The sequence below is a fragment of the Nesterenkonia flava genome, assembly GCF_031432335.1.
In the GTDB taxonomy this organism is placed as follows: Bacteria; Actinomycetota; Actinomycetes; order Actinomycetales; family Micrococcaceae; genus Nesterenkonia; species Nesterenkonia flava.
Genome location: NZ_JAVKGT010000003.1, coordinates 78961 through 96458, shown reverse-complemented (window position 1 = coordinate 96458; position 17498 = coordinate 78961). Strand labels below are relative to the sequence as shown.

The 17498-nt window shown below is 67.4% G+C and carries 15 protein-coding genes; 7 read left to right on the top strand and 8 right to left on the bottom strand.

Annotated features, from left to right (window positions below; genetic code table 11):
- Nucleotides 1-73: 73 nt before the first annotated feature.
- Both RH857_RS01950 and RH857_RS01945 read right to left on the bottom strand, forming a co-directional pair.
- Nucleotides 74-1213, bottom strand: a complete 1140-nt coding sequence (locus tag RH857_RS01950; RefSeq protein ID WP_310536289.1) for a hypothetical protein — start codon at nucleotides 1211-1213, stop codon at nucleotides 74-76.
- A 176-nt stretch (nucleotides 1214-1389) separates the two neighbouring features.
- A complete protein-coding gene (locus RH857_RS01945; RefSeq protein ID WP_310536288.1) occupies nucleotides 1390-2538 on the bottom strand; it encodes a glutamate--cysteine ligase in 1149 nt (382 codons plus the stop codon).
- 158 nt (nucleotides 2539-2696) lie between these two features.
- On the opposite strand from RH857_RS01945, the gene RH857_RS01940 reads away from it, so the two are divergent.
- Nucleotides 2697-4457, top strand: coding sequence for a glycoside hydrolase family 3 protein (locus RH857_RS01940; RefSeq protein ID WP_310536287.1), 1761 nt, complete (start codon nucleotides 2697-2699; stop codon nucleotides 4455-4457).
- 1 nt (nucleotide 4458) lies between these two features.
- On the opposite strand, the gene RH857_RS01935 is transcribed toward RH857_RS01940, so the two are convergent.
- A complete protein-coding gene (locus RH857_RS01935; RefSeq protein WP_310536286.1) occupies nucleotides 4459-6324 on the bottom strand; it encodes an ABC transporter ATP-binding protein in 1866 nt (621 codons plus the stop codon).
- Between the two features lie 78 nt (nucleotides 6325-6402).
- Between RH857_RS01935 and RH857_RS01930 the strand changes: the two genes are divergently transcribed.
- The 3 genes from RH857_RS01930 to RH857_RS01920 all read left to right on the top strand — a co-directional run bounded on the left by RH857_RS01930 (nucleotide 6403) and on the right by RH857_RS01920 (nucleotide 8497).
- The gene (locus RH857_RS01930; RefSeq protein ID WP_310536285.1) at nucleotides 6403-6981 is read left to right on the top strand and encodes a TetR/AcrR family transcriptional regulator; all 579 of its coding nucleotides are present in this window, start codon (nucleotides 6403-6405) and stop codon (nucleotides 6979-6981) included.
- A gap of 86 nt (nucleotides 6982-7067) precedes the next feature.
- On the top strand, nucleotides 7068-7712 hold the full coding sequence (locus tag RH857_RS01925; protein ID WP_310536284.1) for a hypothetical protein: 645 nt from the start codon (nucleotides 7068-7070) through the stop codon (nucleotides 7710-7712).
- Between the two features lie 35 nt (nucleotides 7713-7747).
- Nucleotides 7748-8497, top strand: coding sequence for a copper resistance CopC family protein (locus RH857_RS01920; RefSeq protein ID WP_310536283.1), 750 nt, complete (start codon nucleotides 7748-7750; stop codon nucleotides 8495-8497).
- 78 nt (nucleotides 8498-8575) lie between these two features.
- On the opposite strand, the gene RH857_RS01915 is transcribed toward RH857_RS01920, so the two are convergent.
- From RH857_RS01915 to ykgO, 4 genes are read right to left on the bottom strand one after another with little or no spacing between them, the layout of a single operon-like run.
- Nucleotides 8576-9706: an ABC transporter substrate-binding protein gene (locus RH857_RS01915; protein ID WP_310536282.1), complete on the bottom strand. Its 1131-nt coding sequence runs from the start codon at nucleotides 9704-9706 to the stop codon at nucleotides 8576-8578.
- A gap of 3 nt (nucleotides 9707-9709) precedes the next feature.
- Entirely contained in the window at nucleotides 9710-10615 is a 906-nt protein-coding gene (locus RH857_RS01910) for an ABC transporter ATP-binding protein (protein ID WP_310536281.1), read from the bottom strand.
- Nucleotides 10612-11724: a FecCD family ABC transporter permease gene (locus tag RH857_RS01905; RefSeq protein WP_310536280.1), complete on the bottom strand. Its 1113-nt coding sequence runs from the start codon at nucleotides 11722-11724 to the stop codon at nucleotides 10612-10614. The genes RH857_RS01910 and RH857_RS01905 overlap by 4 nt, the downstream gene beginning before the upstream one ends.
- Before the next feature lie 26 nt (nucleotides 11725-11750).
- A complete protein-coding gene (gene ykgO / locus RH857_RS01900) occupies nucleotides 11751-11873 on the bottom strand; it encodes a type B 50S ribosomal protein L36 (RefSeq protein WP_310536279.1) in 123 nt (40 codons plus the stop codon).
- A 64-nt stretch (nucleotides 11874-11937) separates the two neighbouring features.
- On the opposite strand from ykgO, the gene RH857_RS01895 reads away from it, so the two are divergent.
- Together RH857_RS01895 and RH857_RS01890 are read left to right on the top strand one after the other, a co-directional pair.
- Entirely contained in the window at nucleotides 11938-13035 is a 1098-nt protein-coding gene (locus RH857_RS01895) for a CobW C-terminal domain-containing protein (protein ID WP_310536278.1), read from the top strand.
- A 157-nt stretch (nucleotides 13036-13192) separates the two neighbouring features.
- Nucleotides 13193-14830: an MFS transporter gene (locus RH857_RS01890; RefSeq protein ID WP_310536277.1), complete on the top strand. Its 1638-nt coding sequence runs from the start codon at nucleotides 13193-13195 to the stop codon at nucleotides 14828-14830.
- A gap of 30 nt (nucleotides 14831-14860) precedes the next feature.
- On the opposite strand, the gene RH857_RS01885 is transcribed toward RH857_RS01890, so the two are convergent.
- A complete protein-coding gene (locus RH857_RS01885; protein WP_310536316.1) occupies nucleotides 14861-16168 on the bottom strand; it encodes a THUMP-like domain-containing protein in 1308 nt (435 codons plus the stop codon).
- Nucleotides 16169-16340: 172 nt separating this feature from the next.
- Between RH857_RS01885 and RH857_RS01880 the strand changes: the two genes are divergently transcribed.
- Nucleotides 16341-17402, top strand: coding sequence for a siderophore ABC transporter substrate-binding protein (locus RH857_RS01880; protein WP_310536276.1), 1062 nt, complete (start codon nucleotides 16341-16343; stop codon nucleotides 17400-17402).
- Nucleotides 17403-17498 lie beyond the last annotated feature (96 nt).

The following is a 17498-nucleotide window of genomic DNA, read 5'->3' as shown; positions in this document are numbered from 1 at the left end:
GGCGGGGGCGAATGCGCCAACCGGGGTGTGATCGCAGGGTCGTGAGCACCGGGAAAAGCCCCGCCCCGAGGCTTTAACGCCGGCGTGGCAGTCCGGCACGGCTCAATCGCTCGACCATCCGCGCGGGATCTCGCAGGTCGTCCCAGACCCACCTCACGGTGCGGAGCCCCAGCTCCGCCAGCGTCTCTTCGCGACGTTTCTCCTGAAAGACCACCTCGCCCGCGTCGTCTCCAGAGAGCTGTCTGGCCCGCGTGTACTTCATGCGTCCGTCGAATTCGCCGACTAGTCCCCTTTCAGGCCAGAAGAAGTCCGTCCGCACCCTGCGGCCCGTGCTCAGCGTAAACCTCTGCTGAAGCACCGGGGCGGGAAAACCGCACTGATGAAGCAGCACCCGGGACCAGGACTCCCCGGGGGACTCAGAGTTCTCATCGGCAAACGCCAGCAGCTCCTGCCAGCGCTTCTGCAGGCTGGTGCTGGGGAGAATGGTGCTCCACGCCAGAAGGCTCTCGCGTGTGTACCGCCTCTTCTCGGGGCCGAAACCTCGCAGGACGGCGTCCAGGACGACGACGGCGGCCGGCATCCCCATGCGCGGCACCGTGTCGGAGAGGGTGAACGGCAGGTCTTCCACCTCAGCCAGGTGCGGCTCGGCGGTGAACCCGGTGAAAGCGGCGGCTGGCAGGGCCGTGCGAGGAAGGATTAGTGCCCCCTCACGGTATGCCGCCGCTGCCTGGGCCCGGGTGTATCCGGCGGGCATCGGGGGAAGGATCCGCCTGACCTCCAGCCCCGAGAGCCGATGGCGGGCCTGGCCGGGCGTGAGCCCAGTGCGCTGCAGGAGGTCACGGGCGGCGTCGCTGCTTTCCGGCAGGTCAGCCTGGGAATGACATTGTCGGCCAGCACGAGAGGCTCGAAATGTCCGCACGTGGACCGCACCGGGTGCTGCAAGCAGCGGCACCCCGTGCAGTGCCAGCGCGGTCTCTCGGCAGAAGACCGCGTGTTCCTTGGTCAGGGCGACTGCGGCGGACTCGGCTCTGTGGCGTTGATCAGGGGAAGCGCTGAGAAATGCTGCGGCGTCGATGTAGATTCCGCGTCTGAGCCGCAGTAGCTCGCCGCTGCGGGTTCGCTTCTCCAGGTTCCTACGATGCGGCTGCTGGCCGGGGCGTAGAAGGTTCAGGCTGCGGGCTGCAGCGGCGGAGGCAGGCGGTGCCGGGCTCATGACCCCAGCCTGCCGGCGTCGTGGTGGGGAATCTACAGCTGTGCGTGTCCTGTGGATAACACGCGGCGTCAGGCCGGCGCGTTCACTCTTGCGGATCGCACCCCACTTAGCGCAATCGCACCCCACTTGCGCAGGCCCTGGCGTGCGGAAGTGGGGTGCGAATCGTGCGGGACGGCTCAGCCGTTGATGCTGGTGCGGGTGCGGGCGGCGGAATCCAGCACCACCTGGCGAAGGTCGCCGTCGTGGGTCTCGGCAACCTTGCGCTGACGCTGGTAGCCGGCCTGCTTCATCATGGTCTCCACGTAACGCAGCTCCGCGGTGCAGCCGAGCTCCTTGGCCACTGGCTCCAGACGGTCCAGCTCCTTGGCAAGGTGGTCACTGACCAGTTCCTCGTCGCCGTTTTCGTTGAGGATGATGATCGCGTCCATGCCGTAGCGGGCCGCCCGCCACTTGTTCTCTTTGACGTACCAGGGCGGCATGGAGGTCACCGAGCCGCCGTTGTCCAGGTGCTGGACGGTGTCGTGGACAATGCACTGGGTCAGGGCGGCGATCGCGCCGATCTCCTCCAGAGTGGCCAGCCCGTCGCAGACGCGCAGCTCCACGGTCCCCAGACGCGGCACGGCGCGCACATCCCACCGCACTTCCGTGACGTCCCGGATGACGCCGGTGTGCTCCAGGTCGGACACGGCCTTCTCATAGCCGGACCATTCGTCGAACTGGAAGCTGATGCCGGCGGTGGGAAGCTGCTGGAACATCAGGGCGCGGTTTGAGGCGTAGCCGGTGTCCTCCCCGGACCAGAAGGGAGAGGAGGCGGTCAGCGCCTGGAAGTGGGCGTTGTAGTTGCACAAGGCGTTGACTGCGGGCATCGCGTACTTCACGTCGTCGAGCCCCACATGCACGTGCACGCCGTAGATGACCATCTGACGCCCCCACCACTGGGTGCGCTCGATCAGCTCGTTGTAGCGCTCCTTGTCCGTGACGGGCTGCTTGGTCGGCGGGGCAAAGGGGTGACTGCCCTGGCAGTAGAGATCCACGTCCAGGGGCTCGGCGTGCTTCATCACGGTCTGGGCGGATTCGCGCAGCTGCTGCACGCCCTGGTCCACGGTCTGAGCCACATCGGTGACCAGCTCGATCGTGTTCAGCAGCAGCTCCTGCTTAACGTAGGGATGCTCATCATCGCCGGAGAGCTCGGGGATCTCCCGCCGGACAGCCTCCAGGATCCGCTCGGCGACGCTGCGCAGGTCGCCGGTCTGGCGGTCGACCAGGGCAAGCTCCCATTCCAGGCCGAGGGTGGAGCGATCGGACTTCGCAAAGGGCAGTTCCACGGGAGGCTCTCCTTTAAAACGTAGATGCAACGCTGCCCAGCCTATCCACTGAGCTGGATGCTTCCTGGCCGGAGTCTTGACGCTTACTGCGGGTCAGTGCGCACTGGTGTCACCGGGTGTACTCGGGCGCTCCAGTCAGGTGTCCTACCCTGGAGCGCATGACATCTTCCCCCACCCCCTCCGGTGTTCGCCGCGCCGCATGCGGCAAGACTGCGACACGGCCCCGAGGCCTGGTTGCCTCGTTCCTGCTTCTGGGCGTGGCGCTGAGCGCATGCGCCGGCGACGACGGCGTCACCTCACCTTCCGCACACTCGGACCGTGAGTCAGAGGACCAGCAGTCACAGGAGGCGGAGGCCGAGCGGGAGCGTGAGGAGGCCCGGCGGGCCTACGAGCAGGCGCTCGCCGGTCCTTCGGACGAGCACCGCGCCCAGGCCGCTGAGCTCGTGGGGCAGATGAGCGTGGAACAGAAGGCGGGCCAGGTGCTCATCGGCGAGTACTCCGGCACCGACGCTGCCTCGGCGGCGGCACTCGTGGAACAGCTGCACCTGGGCGGGATGATCCTGATGGGCCACAACATCCCCGGAGGCACCAGTTCGGTCGACACCGAGGCGCTCGCGGCTGACCTTCAGACCATTGCCGCAGCCGGGGGAGAAGACCGCCTAGTCCCCCCGATCCTCTCGGTGGACCAGGAAGGCGGGCTGGTGACGCGCGTGGGATCACCGGTGACCGAGTGGCCGGCGCCCATGGCCTACGGGGCGGCCGACGACGCCACGCTCACCCGGCAGGGACATCAGCTCATGGCCCAGGACCTGCTGGAGCTCGGCTTCACCACGAGCTTCGCCCCCAACGCCGACGTCACCGTGGGCGCTGCAGATCCCACCATCGGCTCCCGCTCCTTCGGCAGCCAGCCCGAGGCTGTGGCTCAGCTCGCGCTGGCCGGCATCCGGGGACTGGCAGAGGGTGGACTCTCCGGCTCGGTGAAGCACTTCCCGGGCCACGGGTCCGTCACGGAGGACTCGCACTACACGCTGCCTGTTCAGGAGGCCTCACTCGAGCAGTTGCGCGAACGTGACTGGGCTCCCTTCGCCGCGGCCGTGGAGGCCGGCGTGCCCATGGTCATGATGGGGCATCTGGAGGTTCCGGCCCTTGAGGAGGGGGTGGCGTCGTCGTTATCAGCGGCTGCTTATGAGGAGATCCGCTCGATGGGCCATGACGGGGTCATCGTCACCGACGCGATGAATATGGCCGCCACCGTCGGCGGCGGTGATCAGGCCTCCGTGCGGGCCCTGGCCGCCGGGGCGGACCTGCTCCTGATGCCCCCCTCGGTGCCCGGGGCGTATGCGGCACTGGTGCAGGCGGTCGAGTCCGGGGAGCTCAGCGAGGATCGGCTGAACGAGGCCGCCGAGCGGGTCGTAGCCCTGGTTCTTTGGCAGCAGGACCTTGCCTCAGGGCGGCTGGATGCCGGACCGGGGGTCGAGGTCCCCGAGATGCTGGCAGAGGAGCTTCCGGCCGAGGATGCCGACCCGGCGGCAACTGCCCTCGCCCTCTCCCAGGCGGGGCTGACGCTAGTGGAGGGCGAGTGCGAGGCGCCTCTGGTGGACGAGGCGATGCAGATCGCCGGGGGTACGGAGCAGGACCGTGCTCGGCTGGCGGCTGCCGCCGAAGAGGCCGGTCTTCAGGTCGGATGGGGGCCCACCGTGACCCTGCTGGGCGGCAGCACACCCGCCAGCGGAGACATTGTGGTGGCCCTGGACAGGCCCGAAGCACTGGCTGACTCCGCTGGGCAGACCAAGCTGGCGCTCTACGGACGGACCCCGGAGTCCTTCCAGGCGCTGGTCGAGGTGCTGCAAGGAGCTGAGGCGCCAGGTGCGCTGCCGGTCACCGTGGGTGAGCACCAGCCGGGTCACTCCCGCTGCTGAGCTATGCGTCGCGTCCTCCGGCGCCGATCCGGAGTGCGGCGACGAGGTCCTGGTACAGCTCAGTGGACTGCATCAGCTCTTCGTGGGTGCCGCGTCCGACCACCCGCCCGCCGTCCATGACGAGGATCTGGTCCGCGTCAAGGACGGTGGAGAGCCGGTGGGCGATGGTCACCACCGCCGAGTGCTGGGCCAGGTCGCTGATGGTCTCCTGGATCGCTGCCTCGGTGAGGCCGTCGACCTGAGCGGTCGCCTCATCCAGCAGCAGCACCTGGGGGCGAGCCAGCAGGGCCCGCGCCAGCGCGATGCGCTGCCGCTGCCCGCCGGAGACATTCGTCTCGGTCAGGCGGGTATCTAGCCCCTGAGGCAGAGCCGCGATCTTCTCGCTCAGGTGCAGGCGCTCCAGCACGGTGCTGATCTCCTCATCGGTGGCCGACGGGTTGGTGAACAGCAGGTTTTCCCGGATGGTGCCCGGCACCACGGGGGTCTCCTGCTCCACATAGGCGAAGGAGGCTCGCACCTGCGCATGGTTGAGCTGGTCATAGGGGACCCCTGCCAAGCGGAGGGTCCCCTGCTCGGGCTCCAGGAACCGCAGCAGAAGGTTCAGTACCGTGGTTTTGCCCGCTCCGGAAGAGCCGACCAGCGCCACGTGGCCGGCGCGGGGGACCACAAGATCCAGTCCGACCACGGCGGGCTCGGCGCCGGGCTCATAGCGGGCAGTGACCCCGCGCAGCTCCACGATCGGGCTAAGGGCGGAGGCGTCGCGTCCGTCTGGGGTGTCCCCGGACGCGGAGAGGCCGGAGGAGAGCTTCTGCTCGGCACGCCGGAGATCCCCTGCAGTGCCTCCGGTGACACGAACCTCGAGGTCCGGGTCTTCCGCGGGCAGCCGCTCGATCTGCGCGATACGCCCGGCCGCGGCCAGGCCTGACTGCAGGGTGGTCAGGTTCTGAGTGAGCTCCATCATCGGTCCCATCAGGCCCCAGACGTAGAGCAGGAAGGCCACCAGGGTGGGAACTCCCAGCTCGCCGGTGCTGACCCGGTAGGCACCGAAGCCGAGCACCACGATGATGGCCAGGTCCATGGCCCCGCCGCTGATGGTCCAGGCGGCTGCCTGGGTCCGCACGGAGCGCATGCTCTGCCGACGGGACTCCGCCGCATGAGACATCACGGCGTCGTAGCGGCTGTGCTCCGCGGAAGAGGACTTTACGGTCTTCACCGCGCGCACTGTCCCCTCAACCTCAGTGCCCAGGCCCCCGAGTGCGGCTTGGGCCTTCTCCTCAGCGGTGGCGATGCGCGGCATGAGAACCGCGAAGCACAGGAACACCAGGACGACGGCACCCAAGGTAGCCAGCAGCAGCGGAAGGTCCAGCCACGCCATCAGCAGCAGCGAGCCGAGGAGGGTGACGGCACCGTTGATCAGGCCGATGATCGAGGAGGATGCCGCCTGGTTCAGCAGCACCGTGTCGCTCGTGGTTCGGGTGACCAGTTCTCCCGGGCTGTGGCGAAGCAGATCAAAGACCCGGCTGCCCAGATAGCGCAGCACCATCCGGCGTCGGGCGTCGTAGACGATGTCCTCAGCCAGCCGGCCCAGCAGAACCCACTGGAACCACCCGACGACGGCGCCCACCACCAGCAGGGCAAGCAGGATCAGCAGGGGATCCCGCAGCGAACCCCCCACGGCCAGGGTCTCCAGCACCCATTCGGTGACCAGAGGGCTGGCCAGTGTCATGGCAGAGGTCAGCAACCCGAGAAGCAGGGCCGCGCCGAGGGCGGGGAGATAGGGCCGAGCGAAGGACCAGAGGATTCTGAACCGCGCGGAGGTGGGCGTGGCCTCCGGGTCGGTGTCGGGGCGAGTGGTTGCGTCAGTCATGCTCTCTAGTGAGACATAAGTGTCTCATTATTGTCAATATCTGATGCACTACGGGGCACGGTCTTATAGCATTGGGGCATGCCTGAATCCTCGTCTGCTGCCGAACGTACCCGTCGCGCCATCCTCGAGGCCGGTATCGAGGTTCTCGCCTCCAACCCCGGGGCGCCCCTCGCCGAGGTGGCAGAGAAGGCTGGGGTCTCCCGCAGTACCCTCCATCGGTACTTCTCCGACCGCAGTGCGCTCAGGGCCGCAGCGACCGAGTTGGCGGGCCAAGCCTGGCGGGACGTCGCCAACAGGGCTCGTCTGGAGGAAGGCACGGGGTTCGAGGCCTACCGGCGGCTGTGTACCGAGCTGCTGGACAGTCTGTCCATTCTCATCTGGTGGTGGGCCTCCACGGCAGACGCTGCCCAGCTCAACCCCGAGGAGCCGGACGAGACCGAAGAACGCATCGGTGCGATGATCGACCGCGGCCACAGGGATGGCACGATCGACCCTCAGCTCAGCGTGGAGTGGCTGGCCAGTTCCGTGTGGGCCATGCTCTACATGGTCCATCATCTGCCGGCCGAGTCCGGGGGAAAGATCAACGGCTTCGAAGCCCGGCAGCAGGCCATTCGCACCCTGCTGAAGGCTGCGGCGGCTGATCCCACCGCCCTCTGACGCCGTCCCCTCTTCTACGGGGCGTAGAATTTGGGCGAGGTTGCGAGGCGTCAGAGGCTTCGGTCCGGCGAGCGAGGAGGTGCAGCATGAGCGGTGCAGGCCGAATGCTGCGCGGCGTGCTCATCACGGCAGTCTCCTTGGTCTCAGCCGTTCTGGCTCATACCGCGGCTGGGCATCATCCTCCTCATGCCGTAGTCCTGGTCCTCGCGCTGGCCGTAGGTGCCCCGCTGGCGACAGCGCTGTCCTCCATCCGGCTCAGCCGATGGCGCTTGGCCGGTGCGGTCATTGGCACCCAGGCGGTGCTCCACGGTCTCTTCGTGGTGCTTCCGGCCCCGTCTGCCGTTGCGTGGGGGGATGCCCCAGGGGCTGGCGACAGTGCCCACTCCCACGGGGCCACGTTCGTGGATGTAGCCGCACTCACCGCGGTTGCTGAATCCTCAGGCGCGAGCCATGGCGCCCACGGCGGCGTCTCACCCGTGATGGCCGCTGCCCACCTCGCGGCCGCGGCCGCGGCGTATCTGCTGATCCGCCGCGGAGACCTGGTGCTCGCGGCCCTCGCCGACCTGCTTACCCTGCGTCCCATCGCCCTTCTGCTGGACGTCCTGGGGCATCCGCTGCACGTGCGGCCGCATGCCGCCGGTGCCGGCTGGCCCCAGCCAGTCCGTCTGCGCTCATGGTGGGGCGCGGGGGCAAGAACGCTTCGCGGTCCACCGGTCGTCGTCGTGCCCTGAAGAACACGCACGTCGACAACCCTTAAGGAATCTCCATGAAGACCACTGATACCGCACGTACCGCGAGCCTGAACCCCCAAGCACTGCGCATCACGGCAGCCGCTGGAATCGCAGCACTGGGACTGTGCGCCGCCTGGGCCGCGCCGGCCTGGGCTCATGACACCCTGATCTCCTCCACCCCTGAGGCCGGAGAGGTACTGGAGGAGGCGCCGGCAGAGATCGTGCTCGAGTTCTCCGGCTCAGGCCTCACGGTGGGCGAAGGCATCACCAATGACATTCAGGTTCATGACGACGACGGCGAAGACTGGGCCAGCGATGAGCCCGCGGAGGTCAGCGGCTCCACGATGAGCACTGACCTGCGTGACGAACTGCCCAACGGCGATTACGAGGTGCTCTACCGCGTGGTCTACTCCGACGGTCACGATGAACAGCAGTCCTTCGAATTCACCGTCGACGCCCCCGTCGAGGCAGAAGAGGAGGGGGCGGGCCAGGCTGACGGCGTCCAGCAGGACGAAGCGGCAGCGGATTCCCCGGGTGCTGACGAGACTAGCCCCGCTCCCGAGGTGCTCTCCGAGGACGAGGCTGCCTCGGAGGAGAACCCCGCGATCGCCGAAGACTCCATCCCGACCTGGGCGCCCATCGCCTTTGCCGGAGGCGCCTTCGCGATCATCGTGGTGGTGCTGATCCTGGTGCGGCAAAAGCTCAAGCAGTCGGAGAGCTGGAAGGATGATCCGGAGAACCCCGGCCCCGGCGGCCCCGGTTCGGGTCCCGACGCCGACCGGTAGTCCTCACCGCAGTAGATCATCGAATGTGCGGCGCCCGTGAGGGCCGAGACGGCACGCGGGCGCCGCACATTCGAGGCATCAGAACTGCTCTGGGTGCAGAATCTCGGCGATCTGCCGCAAACCCTCACCGATACGCAGCCCCGCGGTGCCGGAGGCTACCGCACCGGGGATCAGATGCACCTCGTCCTGGGCGATCGCCGGGACCTCAGCGAGGACCGATGAGGCCAGCAGATCCTCGAACGGGGCTATGCCGGCGCCCTGGAAGTCCTCGATGAGGATGACGTCCGGATTGGCCGCCAGCAGTAGCTCGGCATCCACCGGCACAGCCCCGCGCCAGCCCATCTCCTCGGCCACCGAGGCTCCGCCAGCCTGCTCAGCCAGGCTGGTCAGCGTGGAGCCCATGCCGGTGACCATCACCTGGTTGCCCCGGGCCATCAGTCCTACGGTGCGCGGCTGCGACTGTCCCTCGGCCCCAACCACCGCTTCCTGAACCTGAAGGACCTCCTCTTCAATGGCCTCGGCCTGCTCGGCGGCGGAGGTGTCCTCGCCCAGGGCCACACCGAGGAGTCGTACCGAGTCGGCCACCGCATCCGGGGTGGCGAAGTCCGCGGTATCGAATACCAGGGCCGGCACGCCGGAGGCCGCCAAGATATCCGCGACGTTGTCCTCCCCGTCATGCCGCCCAGTGATGAGCACCAGATCCGGCTCAAGCGCCAGGACTTGTTCCGGATCGGGATCGGTGCCCGGAGGGAAGACGGTCTCCACCTCCTGGGCCAGCTCCACCGCATTGCCCGTGCCCTCGGTGGCCGAACCGGTCGTCACTGCCGCCACTCGCTCGGGTCCGGCGAGCTCCAGGGTGATATCCCCGGTTTCGGTGGAGAGCGCGACGACGGCCTGGGGCTCCTGCTCGATCACCACCTCCTGCTCACCCAGGGTGACGGTGCGCGGCCAGTCCGGCCCCTCCACTGTGGCAGCCTCGCCGGTCACTGTGGCAGCCTCGCCGGTCTCCGCTGAGTCCTCGGTCGGGGCCCCATCATTCTCTGTCCCCGACTCGGGGGCACCGGTCCCCTGCGCGTCCAGGGCGTCGGGGTCGTCTGCCCCGGCGCATCCGGTGAGCACGAGTGCTCCGATGCTCAGCGCCGCGACGGCGCTCAGCAGCACGCGGGAATCGCGAGCAGGCGGTCTGTGCACCATGCGCTTCTGTGTCATGGGTCATTCTCCTTCTTGTCTTCTTCGGGTGCGGTCACCCCGGGCGGAAACCACCCCGTAGGGGAGAACCGTGAGGTTCCCCCCGGAAGTGGTCTCCACGCGGGCTCGGACGCGATATACCTCGGCGAACATCTGCTCGGTGAGGACGTGTTCGGGAGTGCCGTCGTCGTAGATGCGCCCCTGGTGCATCACTGTGATGCGGTCACACAGAGCGGCGGCATAGGTGATGTCATGCAGCACGACGACGACGGCGTGTCCGGCGGCTGCCAGCTCGCGCAGGCACTGGGCCACATGTAGTTGGTGCGCGATGTCCAGGGCGGAGACTGGTTCGTCCAGGAGATAGATCTCCGGGCGCTGGGCGAGCTGCTTGGCCAGTAGCACCAGCTGCCGCTGCCCTCCGGAGAGGCTGCGAACGGACTTCTCCGCCAGTGCTTCGGTGCCGGTTCTCTGCAGAGCGTGCTGAATGCGGGCAAGATCCCCGCTACTGGGGCCCCTGAAGCGGGAGAGGTGGGCGTAGAGGCCCATGGCCACCACCTCCCGGACAGGGAAGTCAAAGGCCACCGAGGTGTCCTGGGGCAGATAGGCCAAGAACCTCGCCCGCTCCCGGCTGCTCAGGGTGCACAGGTCTCGTCCGGGGCAGGCGGGCTCGGAAGCTGGCTCGTTCCGGGTGGAGGGCAGGTACACCCGTCCCCGGGCTGGCTTCTGCAAGACGGCCAGCGTACGCAGCAGAGTGGACTTGCCGGCACCGTTGGGACCGACGAGACCGTGGACGCGCCCGCGTTGCAGGCTCAGTGTGACTCCCTGCAGCACGCGCTGCGAGCCGTAGGACAACTGCAGATCCTCCGCGCGCAGCACCGTGCTTGCTGCGGAGGAGCGGGTTGGTGTCCTCGGCGGGGGTGTGGTGCTCATCCGGGCCTCCGGTGCAGTACGAGGAGCAGCAGTACCGGCGCACCGACGAGGGCGGTCACCACTCCGGTCTGAAGCACTACGGGGCTGAAGAGCAGGCGGGCCCCCAGGTCAGCCAGGACCAGGAAGACCGCGCCGGCGGCCACGGAGAGCGGCAGCAGCGCCCGTTGATCCGGACCGATGACCAGCCGCACCAGATGCGGGACCACCAGGCCCACAAAGGCGATGACCCCGGTCACGGCCACCGTGGCGGCGGTGATGAGTGCCGCGACGGCCAGAACGACCTGCCGCACGGCCACCGTGTTGACCCCGCTGGAGGCTGCCGCGTCCTCTGAGAGCACCATCAGATTCAGTTCTCTGCCGAAGCCCAGCAGGACGACCAGTCCGATCAGTACAGGGATGACGGCCACGCGCACATCGCCCCAGGAGGTGGCGGTGAGATCCCCATTGAGCCAGAAAATAGCGTGCTGCACGTCCGAGGTGCTCGAGGCGTTGGCGATCGCAGCGGAGATGACAGCGCCCAGCAGAGCGTTGAGGGCCACGCCCACCAGGAGCAGGGTTGCGGTGGAGCCTGGTCTGGCAACTCCGGCGACCAGCTGGACAAAGGTGACTGCTGCCAGGGCGCCCAAAAAGGCACCAGCCGGCAGAGTCCAGGGATGGGCCATGGCCACGCCGGTGACCAGGAGCAGAACTGCCGCGGCTGCCGCACCGGAGGAGACGCCGGTGATTCCCGGTTCCGCCAGAGGGTTGCGGAAGACCGCCTGCATCACGGCACCGGCACAGGCGAGTGCGGCCCCCGTCAGGGCAGCGAGCAGGACACGTGGCAGGCGCACGGTGGAGATCAGCGCCGAATGTGACGGATCCAGGTCCGGCAGGTGCAGACCAAAGGGCTGAAGGGCGGGTGCAATGGGCTCGAGTAGCACCACGGGCGCGGCGAGCATCGGGGTGCGCACCGGACCCAGGGATACTGCCAGGCTGATGACCGTCACTAGGGCGGCCGTGCTCGCGGCGGCAATGAGCAGAAGCTTCCTCAGGCGGCGTCGTCGTGCGCTCAGGGCTGTCGCGGGGGAGGGGTGCCGTGCCGCTCGGGGGGACGCAGGAGAATCCAGCATGCAGAGAGAGCTCGCGCCGGGGCGGATCAGCCCTGACGGCCCTTGAATCGCGGGTTCTGTTTGTTGATCACATACGTCTTGCCCCTGCGGCGCACCACCTGGGAGCCGGGCTTGTTCTTCAGTGATCGCAGAGATTTGCGGACCTTCACTTGACCTCCTCATGAGAATGATTAGCATTAACAGTTAATCACACCGAACACGGAAGGGTTGCCCATGGGTCTCAATCTCCGCCCTGTTGATGTCATCGCGGTGGTAGGAGCCTGCGGGCCGGAGCGGCACGGCTATGCCCGGCGGCTCGCGGCGTGCCAGGGCAGGGCGCTGCTCAACGCGCAGCAGGTGGCCTCGGGGTCGCATGCGATCAACGACGCGGTCCAGCGACTGGCGCACCACAACTACGGCACCGGGCAGAATGCAGCCCTGGTCATGGAGATCCCGCTTCATGCGGTGATGACCGATCTGATCGGAGAGTACGCCGACCCCGCCGGGCAGACGCAGCTCAGCGAGATCGTCTGCGTGGTCGACCTCGCGCACCTCATGCAGGATCTATGGGGAGAGGACTACGTCATCACTGACCTGCAGCGCCAGTGGTCTCCGGATGGTGGCGAGGCCTCGGAGCGGGCGGAGTTCGTCTCTCGTGCGCAGCTGATGATGGGGCAGATTGAATATGCCTCGATCGTGGTGATGGTCAACTGGCGCGGGCTGCCCGATGCTGAGTTCGACCTGATCCACGCTCTGCTGGGACATCTGAGCCCCCACGCTGCCCTGCGCCTTGAGGGGGAGGACGATGTCTCCTTCACGCCGTCGGCCAAGCCCTACACTCAGGAGCAGACCCGCCCCGGCTGGGTCAGCGTGCTCAATGCCGACTTTGTACCGGCGGTCGATCACCCCTCGGTCTCCGCTGTGCGCTACGAGACCCCCAGGCCTTTTCATCCCGGCCGGCTGAAGGATGTGCTGGACACCCGAGTGGAGGGTGGTGAGTTCGGGCAGGTGGTCCGCTCGGCAGGCTTCTGCCGCCTGGCGACGCGCCCGCACGTCACCGCGCACTGGGAGCAGGTGGGAACCATGCTGTCACTGCTGCCTCTAGCCTTCGATCACCAGATCTCAGATCCGGATGAGCTGCTGGCCTTCGGTCAGGACATCGTCTTCATCGGAGTGGACCTGGTTCCGGAAGCACTTGTGCAGGGCCTCGATGATGCCCTGCTCACCGATGCGGAGCTGAGCGCTGGTCCGACGACGTGGGCCACCTTCTGCGACCCGTTCCCGGCGTGGAGTCTGAGTCCCCGCTCCGACGGAGGAAGTCCCGGCTCCTGAGCCAAACATTACGTCTGTAATGTTGCGTGCTACGCTGGTGGGCAGCGGGATTTTCCCGTCAGGACGGTATCCCGGCGATCTGCCCCAGCCGGCACATCACGTGTACCGCGCAGCTGCATCCGGCCGTCCCATGCAGCACTGCGCCCAATGGAACATCATGACTTCGCAGACCCCTGTGAATCCCCAGCCCGCGCTGCCCTCTGAGCGTGCGGGCCTGAAGGCATGGCTCGGACTGGCAACTCTCGTGCTGCCCGTCATCCTCATCTCCGTGGACATGACGGTCCTCGGATTTGCCGTGCCCCATCTCTCCGCCGACCTGCAGCCCACCGGTGAGCAGCTGCTGTGGATCGTGGACATCTACGGCTTCCTCATCGCCGGCTTCCTCATCACCATGGGCTCCCTCGGAGACCGCGTGGGCCGTCGTCGTCTGCTGATGATCGGTTCGGCGGCCTTCGGCGCCGCCTCAGCCCTGGCTGCCTTCAGCACCAGCCCCGAGATGCTCATCGGTGCCCGGGCCCTGCTGGGCATTGCCGGGGCCACCCTCATGCCGTCCACGCTGTCGCTCATCCGCAGCCTCTTCCCAGACCCGAAGCAACGAGTGGTGGCGATCGCGGTATGGGCCTCGGCATTCTCCGCCGGCGCAGCCTTCGGGCCCATCCTCGGCGGCGTGCTGCTCGAGCACTTCTTCTGGGGCTCGGTCTTTCTCATCAACCTGCCCGTGATCGTGCTCATCCTCATCGCTCTGCCGCTGCTGGTCACCGAGTCCAAGGACCCGAACCCGGGCAGGATCGACGCCGTCTCCGTGGGTCTGTCCCTGCTGGGCATGCTGAGCACCGTCTACGGCATCAAACGACTCGTGGCCGGAGACATCTCCGTGCTGCCGTTGGTCGCCCTCGCCCTGGGCCTCACCGCCCTGGTGATCTTCGTGCATCGTCAGCGGCGCCTGACCCATCCCCTGCTGGACCTGAGCCTGTTCAGCATCCGGCGGTTCCGGGCGGGCGTGGTTACCAACTTCATGCTCGTCTTCTCAATGGTGGGCGCGCTGTTCTTCCTGACACAGCTGCTGCAGACCGCCTATGAGATGCGCCCCGTCCACGCCAGCCTCGTGCTGATCCCGGGGCTCATCCTCTCGGTGGTCGCCAGCTTCATCGTCATCCCGATCGCGCGGCGCCTGGCGCTGCGCACCGTGATCGCCGGCGGTCTGCTCATCGCCGCGGCCGGAATGGCCTCACTCACGCTGCTGCCAGTCACCGACGGCATGCTGGTGGTGCTCATCGCCTTCGCTCTGCTGGGCCTGGGCACCGGGCTGACCGAGACTCTGACCAACGACGCGATCCTTACCGCGGCGCCGCCGCACCGGGCCGGGGCGGCTTCGGCGATCTCTGAGACCGCCTACGAGTTCGGCGGCGCCCTCGGCGTTGCCGTCATGGGCAGCGTGCTGACCTTCTCCTACCGCACCCAGCTCACCGGCGCGGAGCTGCCCGAGAGTGTGCCCGCCCGCACGGTCGAGGGCGCATCGGAAACCATCAGCGCGGCCTCGGTGGCCGCCGAGCGGCTCGGCGGCACGGAGTCAGAAGCGCTCTGGAGCGCGGCACGTGAGTCCTTTGTGCAGTCAGTGCACCTGACCGGCGGCATCGCCGCGGGCATCGTGCTCGCCACGATCCTCACCGTCTGGGTCCTGCTGCGGAATGACACCGCAACCGTCGCAGACCAGGCCGCGGCAGCGGGTGCTGGTCCCGAGCCGGACGGAGCGGCGGCGCCCGCCTCCGCAGAGGCCCCCGCCCCCACCGCGTGAGGCGGTGCGCCCCACCTGCGAGAAGAGTCCTCAGCGTAAAGGCTCGACGACGGCGGCGAGCCGTTCATCCCCCACTCGGGTCAGCACCAGGGTGGCGTGTTTCTTGGGACTCCCGGCGCGAGGCTTCTTCGGAGAGCCCAGCAGCTGCCGGCGGAGGGTCTCGGGGACGACGTCGACCCCCCGCTTCTTGATCTCAAGGCTGGTCACCTCCTGATCCTGGAGCCAGCGCTTGAGCCTCTTGGGATTGAAGTCCATGACCTCCAGCACCCGGTAGGCCCTGCTGAAGGGAGGATGGGCGGGGGAAGGCGCGTCGTCGGTGCACAGGTAGGCGATGTGCTCATCGAGCATGCGCCCCTCCAGCTGTGCACAGAGTTCAGCCACAAGCCCGGCGCGGATCACCGCTGGATCGGGCTCGTGCAGAACGCCTCGCAGTCCTGCCGAGCCCGCCGGATCGGGGTGCAGGCCCTGGCCGAAATCATCCGAGGACGTGAGTTCCGCAGCGGTGACCCGCAGGGGGTCCTCCCTGCTGCTAGTCAGCACGGTGGCAGCACGGCGAACACCCGGGCGCGCCAGTGCGTTGAACCACAGCACCACCTCCACCAGCTCTCCGTCGATGCTGACCCACTCCGCCTCACAGTCTGCAGGGATCAGCTCGTGGGGCATGCCCGGTCCGAGCTTCACTCCCATCGGGGCCCCCGTGGCAGCAAGTTCGGTGACGAAGCTCAGCGGAGGTGAGAAGGCCTCGGGGTCCCAGATGCGGGAGCGCTCATCGCGCCGGGCAGGGTCCAGCCACAGGCCAGGTCCCGTCCACCGGGGCGGCATGTCCGGTCCTTCTGCGGGGGGCCTGGCGAACCAATCCAGCCCCGCCGTGTACTCCTCCGCGCGGGAGTGGACCACCGAGGCTTCGGGGAAGGCGCGGAGGTTGATGGTGGCCGCGGCGGCTGTGGTCTCGTCGGCCTCCACTGCCGTGACCTGCAGTCCGGCGGAGGCCATCGCCAGGGCGTCACCCCCGAGGCCACAGCCCAGATCTACCACGTGCTCCACTGCCGCCGAGACGAACCGGCGGGCGTGCCGGGCGGCCACCGGAAGTCGTGTGGACTGCTGCAGCCCGTGGTCGGTGAGCAGCATGCGTTCGGCGAACTCGCCGAACTTTCCTCGCGCGGCCCTGCGAAGGCGTAACTGTGTCAGCACAGCGGCCACCACCTCGGGGGGCCATCCGTCCTTGCGCAGCCGCAGGTTCAAGGAGGAGGAGGCGGCGTCGTCGTACTCCGGCAGGGAGTTCAGCAGCTCCCAGGCTTCAGGGCTGAGCACCGGAGCCAGGGACGTGGGGGAGGGCATGTCAGACACAGCTCCACGCTACCGGTCCGAGCGGGCCCCAAAGTGACTGTGCCAAGGATCCCACCAGGTGACACATACCTGTCACACAGTTGCACCTGATTACGGCACACAGTAAATTCTTTTCTCAGCTTAGGTCAGACTAAGTCGAATAAAACCTAGAAAGGTTCGCTTCATGACGTCACTCGACACCCCTGCTGAGAAGCTCCGCACGTTCCGCCTCCTCTCTGTCGCCGCCATCGCCGCTCTGGCGCTCGCCGCCTGCGGTGACGACGGCGATTCCGGTGACAACGGCAACGACGCCGACAATGGCACCACCGAGTCGTCCGAGAATGGCGAGTCGGGCGGCACTCTCAGCGTCACCGACGACCACGGCACGCACGAGATCAACCTGGACGAGATCGACTCCGTGGGCGCTTTCGACAACCGCGCGTTCCGGATCCTGGAGGACTTCGACGTCGAGCTCACCGTGGCGGCCCGCTCGCTCATGCAGCCCCATGTCCACGAGACCTACGCGGAGAACGAGGACATCCTCGACACCGGCAACCACCGCGAGCCCAACCTCGAGCTCGTTGCCGCCGCTGAGCCGGATTTGGTCATCAACGGCCAGCGCTATGCCCAGTACTACAACGACATTGCGGCTCTGCTTCCGGAAGGCGGCGTCATTCTGGAGTTCGACGAGGAGTTCCGGGATCCGGCTACCTTCTTCGACGCGTTGAAGAATCACGCCACTCAGCTGGGCGAGATCTTCCAGTCCGAGGAGGAGGCCCAGGAACTGGTGGATGAGCTCGACGCCGCCATGGCGCGGGTGGCCGAGGCCTACAACGGCGAGGACACCGTGATGGGCCTGATCACCTCCGGCGGCGACATTAATTACGCGGGCCCCAACGAGGGCCGCGCCGTAGCTCCGGTCTTCCAGGAGTTCGGCCTGGTGCCGGCCCTCGAGGTGGACGATCAGTCCGCCGACCACGAGGGTGATGACATCTCGGTGGAAGCCATCGCGGAATCCGACCCTGACTGGATCATTGTCCTGGACCGCGACGGTATGAACCCGAATGACCCGGAGTACACCGCCGCCGAAGAGCTCATCGCTGATTCGCCGGCGCTGCAGTCCACCACGGCAATTGAGAACGACCAGATCGTCTACATGCCGCAGAACATGTACATCACCGAGGACATTCAGGCCTACACCGAGTTCCTCAACGACTTCGCTGACGCCCTGGAGGCGGCGCAGTAGTCGCAGATTCTCACCGTCGACGCCGGCACCTCGCCACCGGGGTGCCGGCGTTCACATTCGACTTCCCTGGTTGAATCTCCGTAGCATTGCCTTACT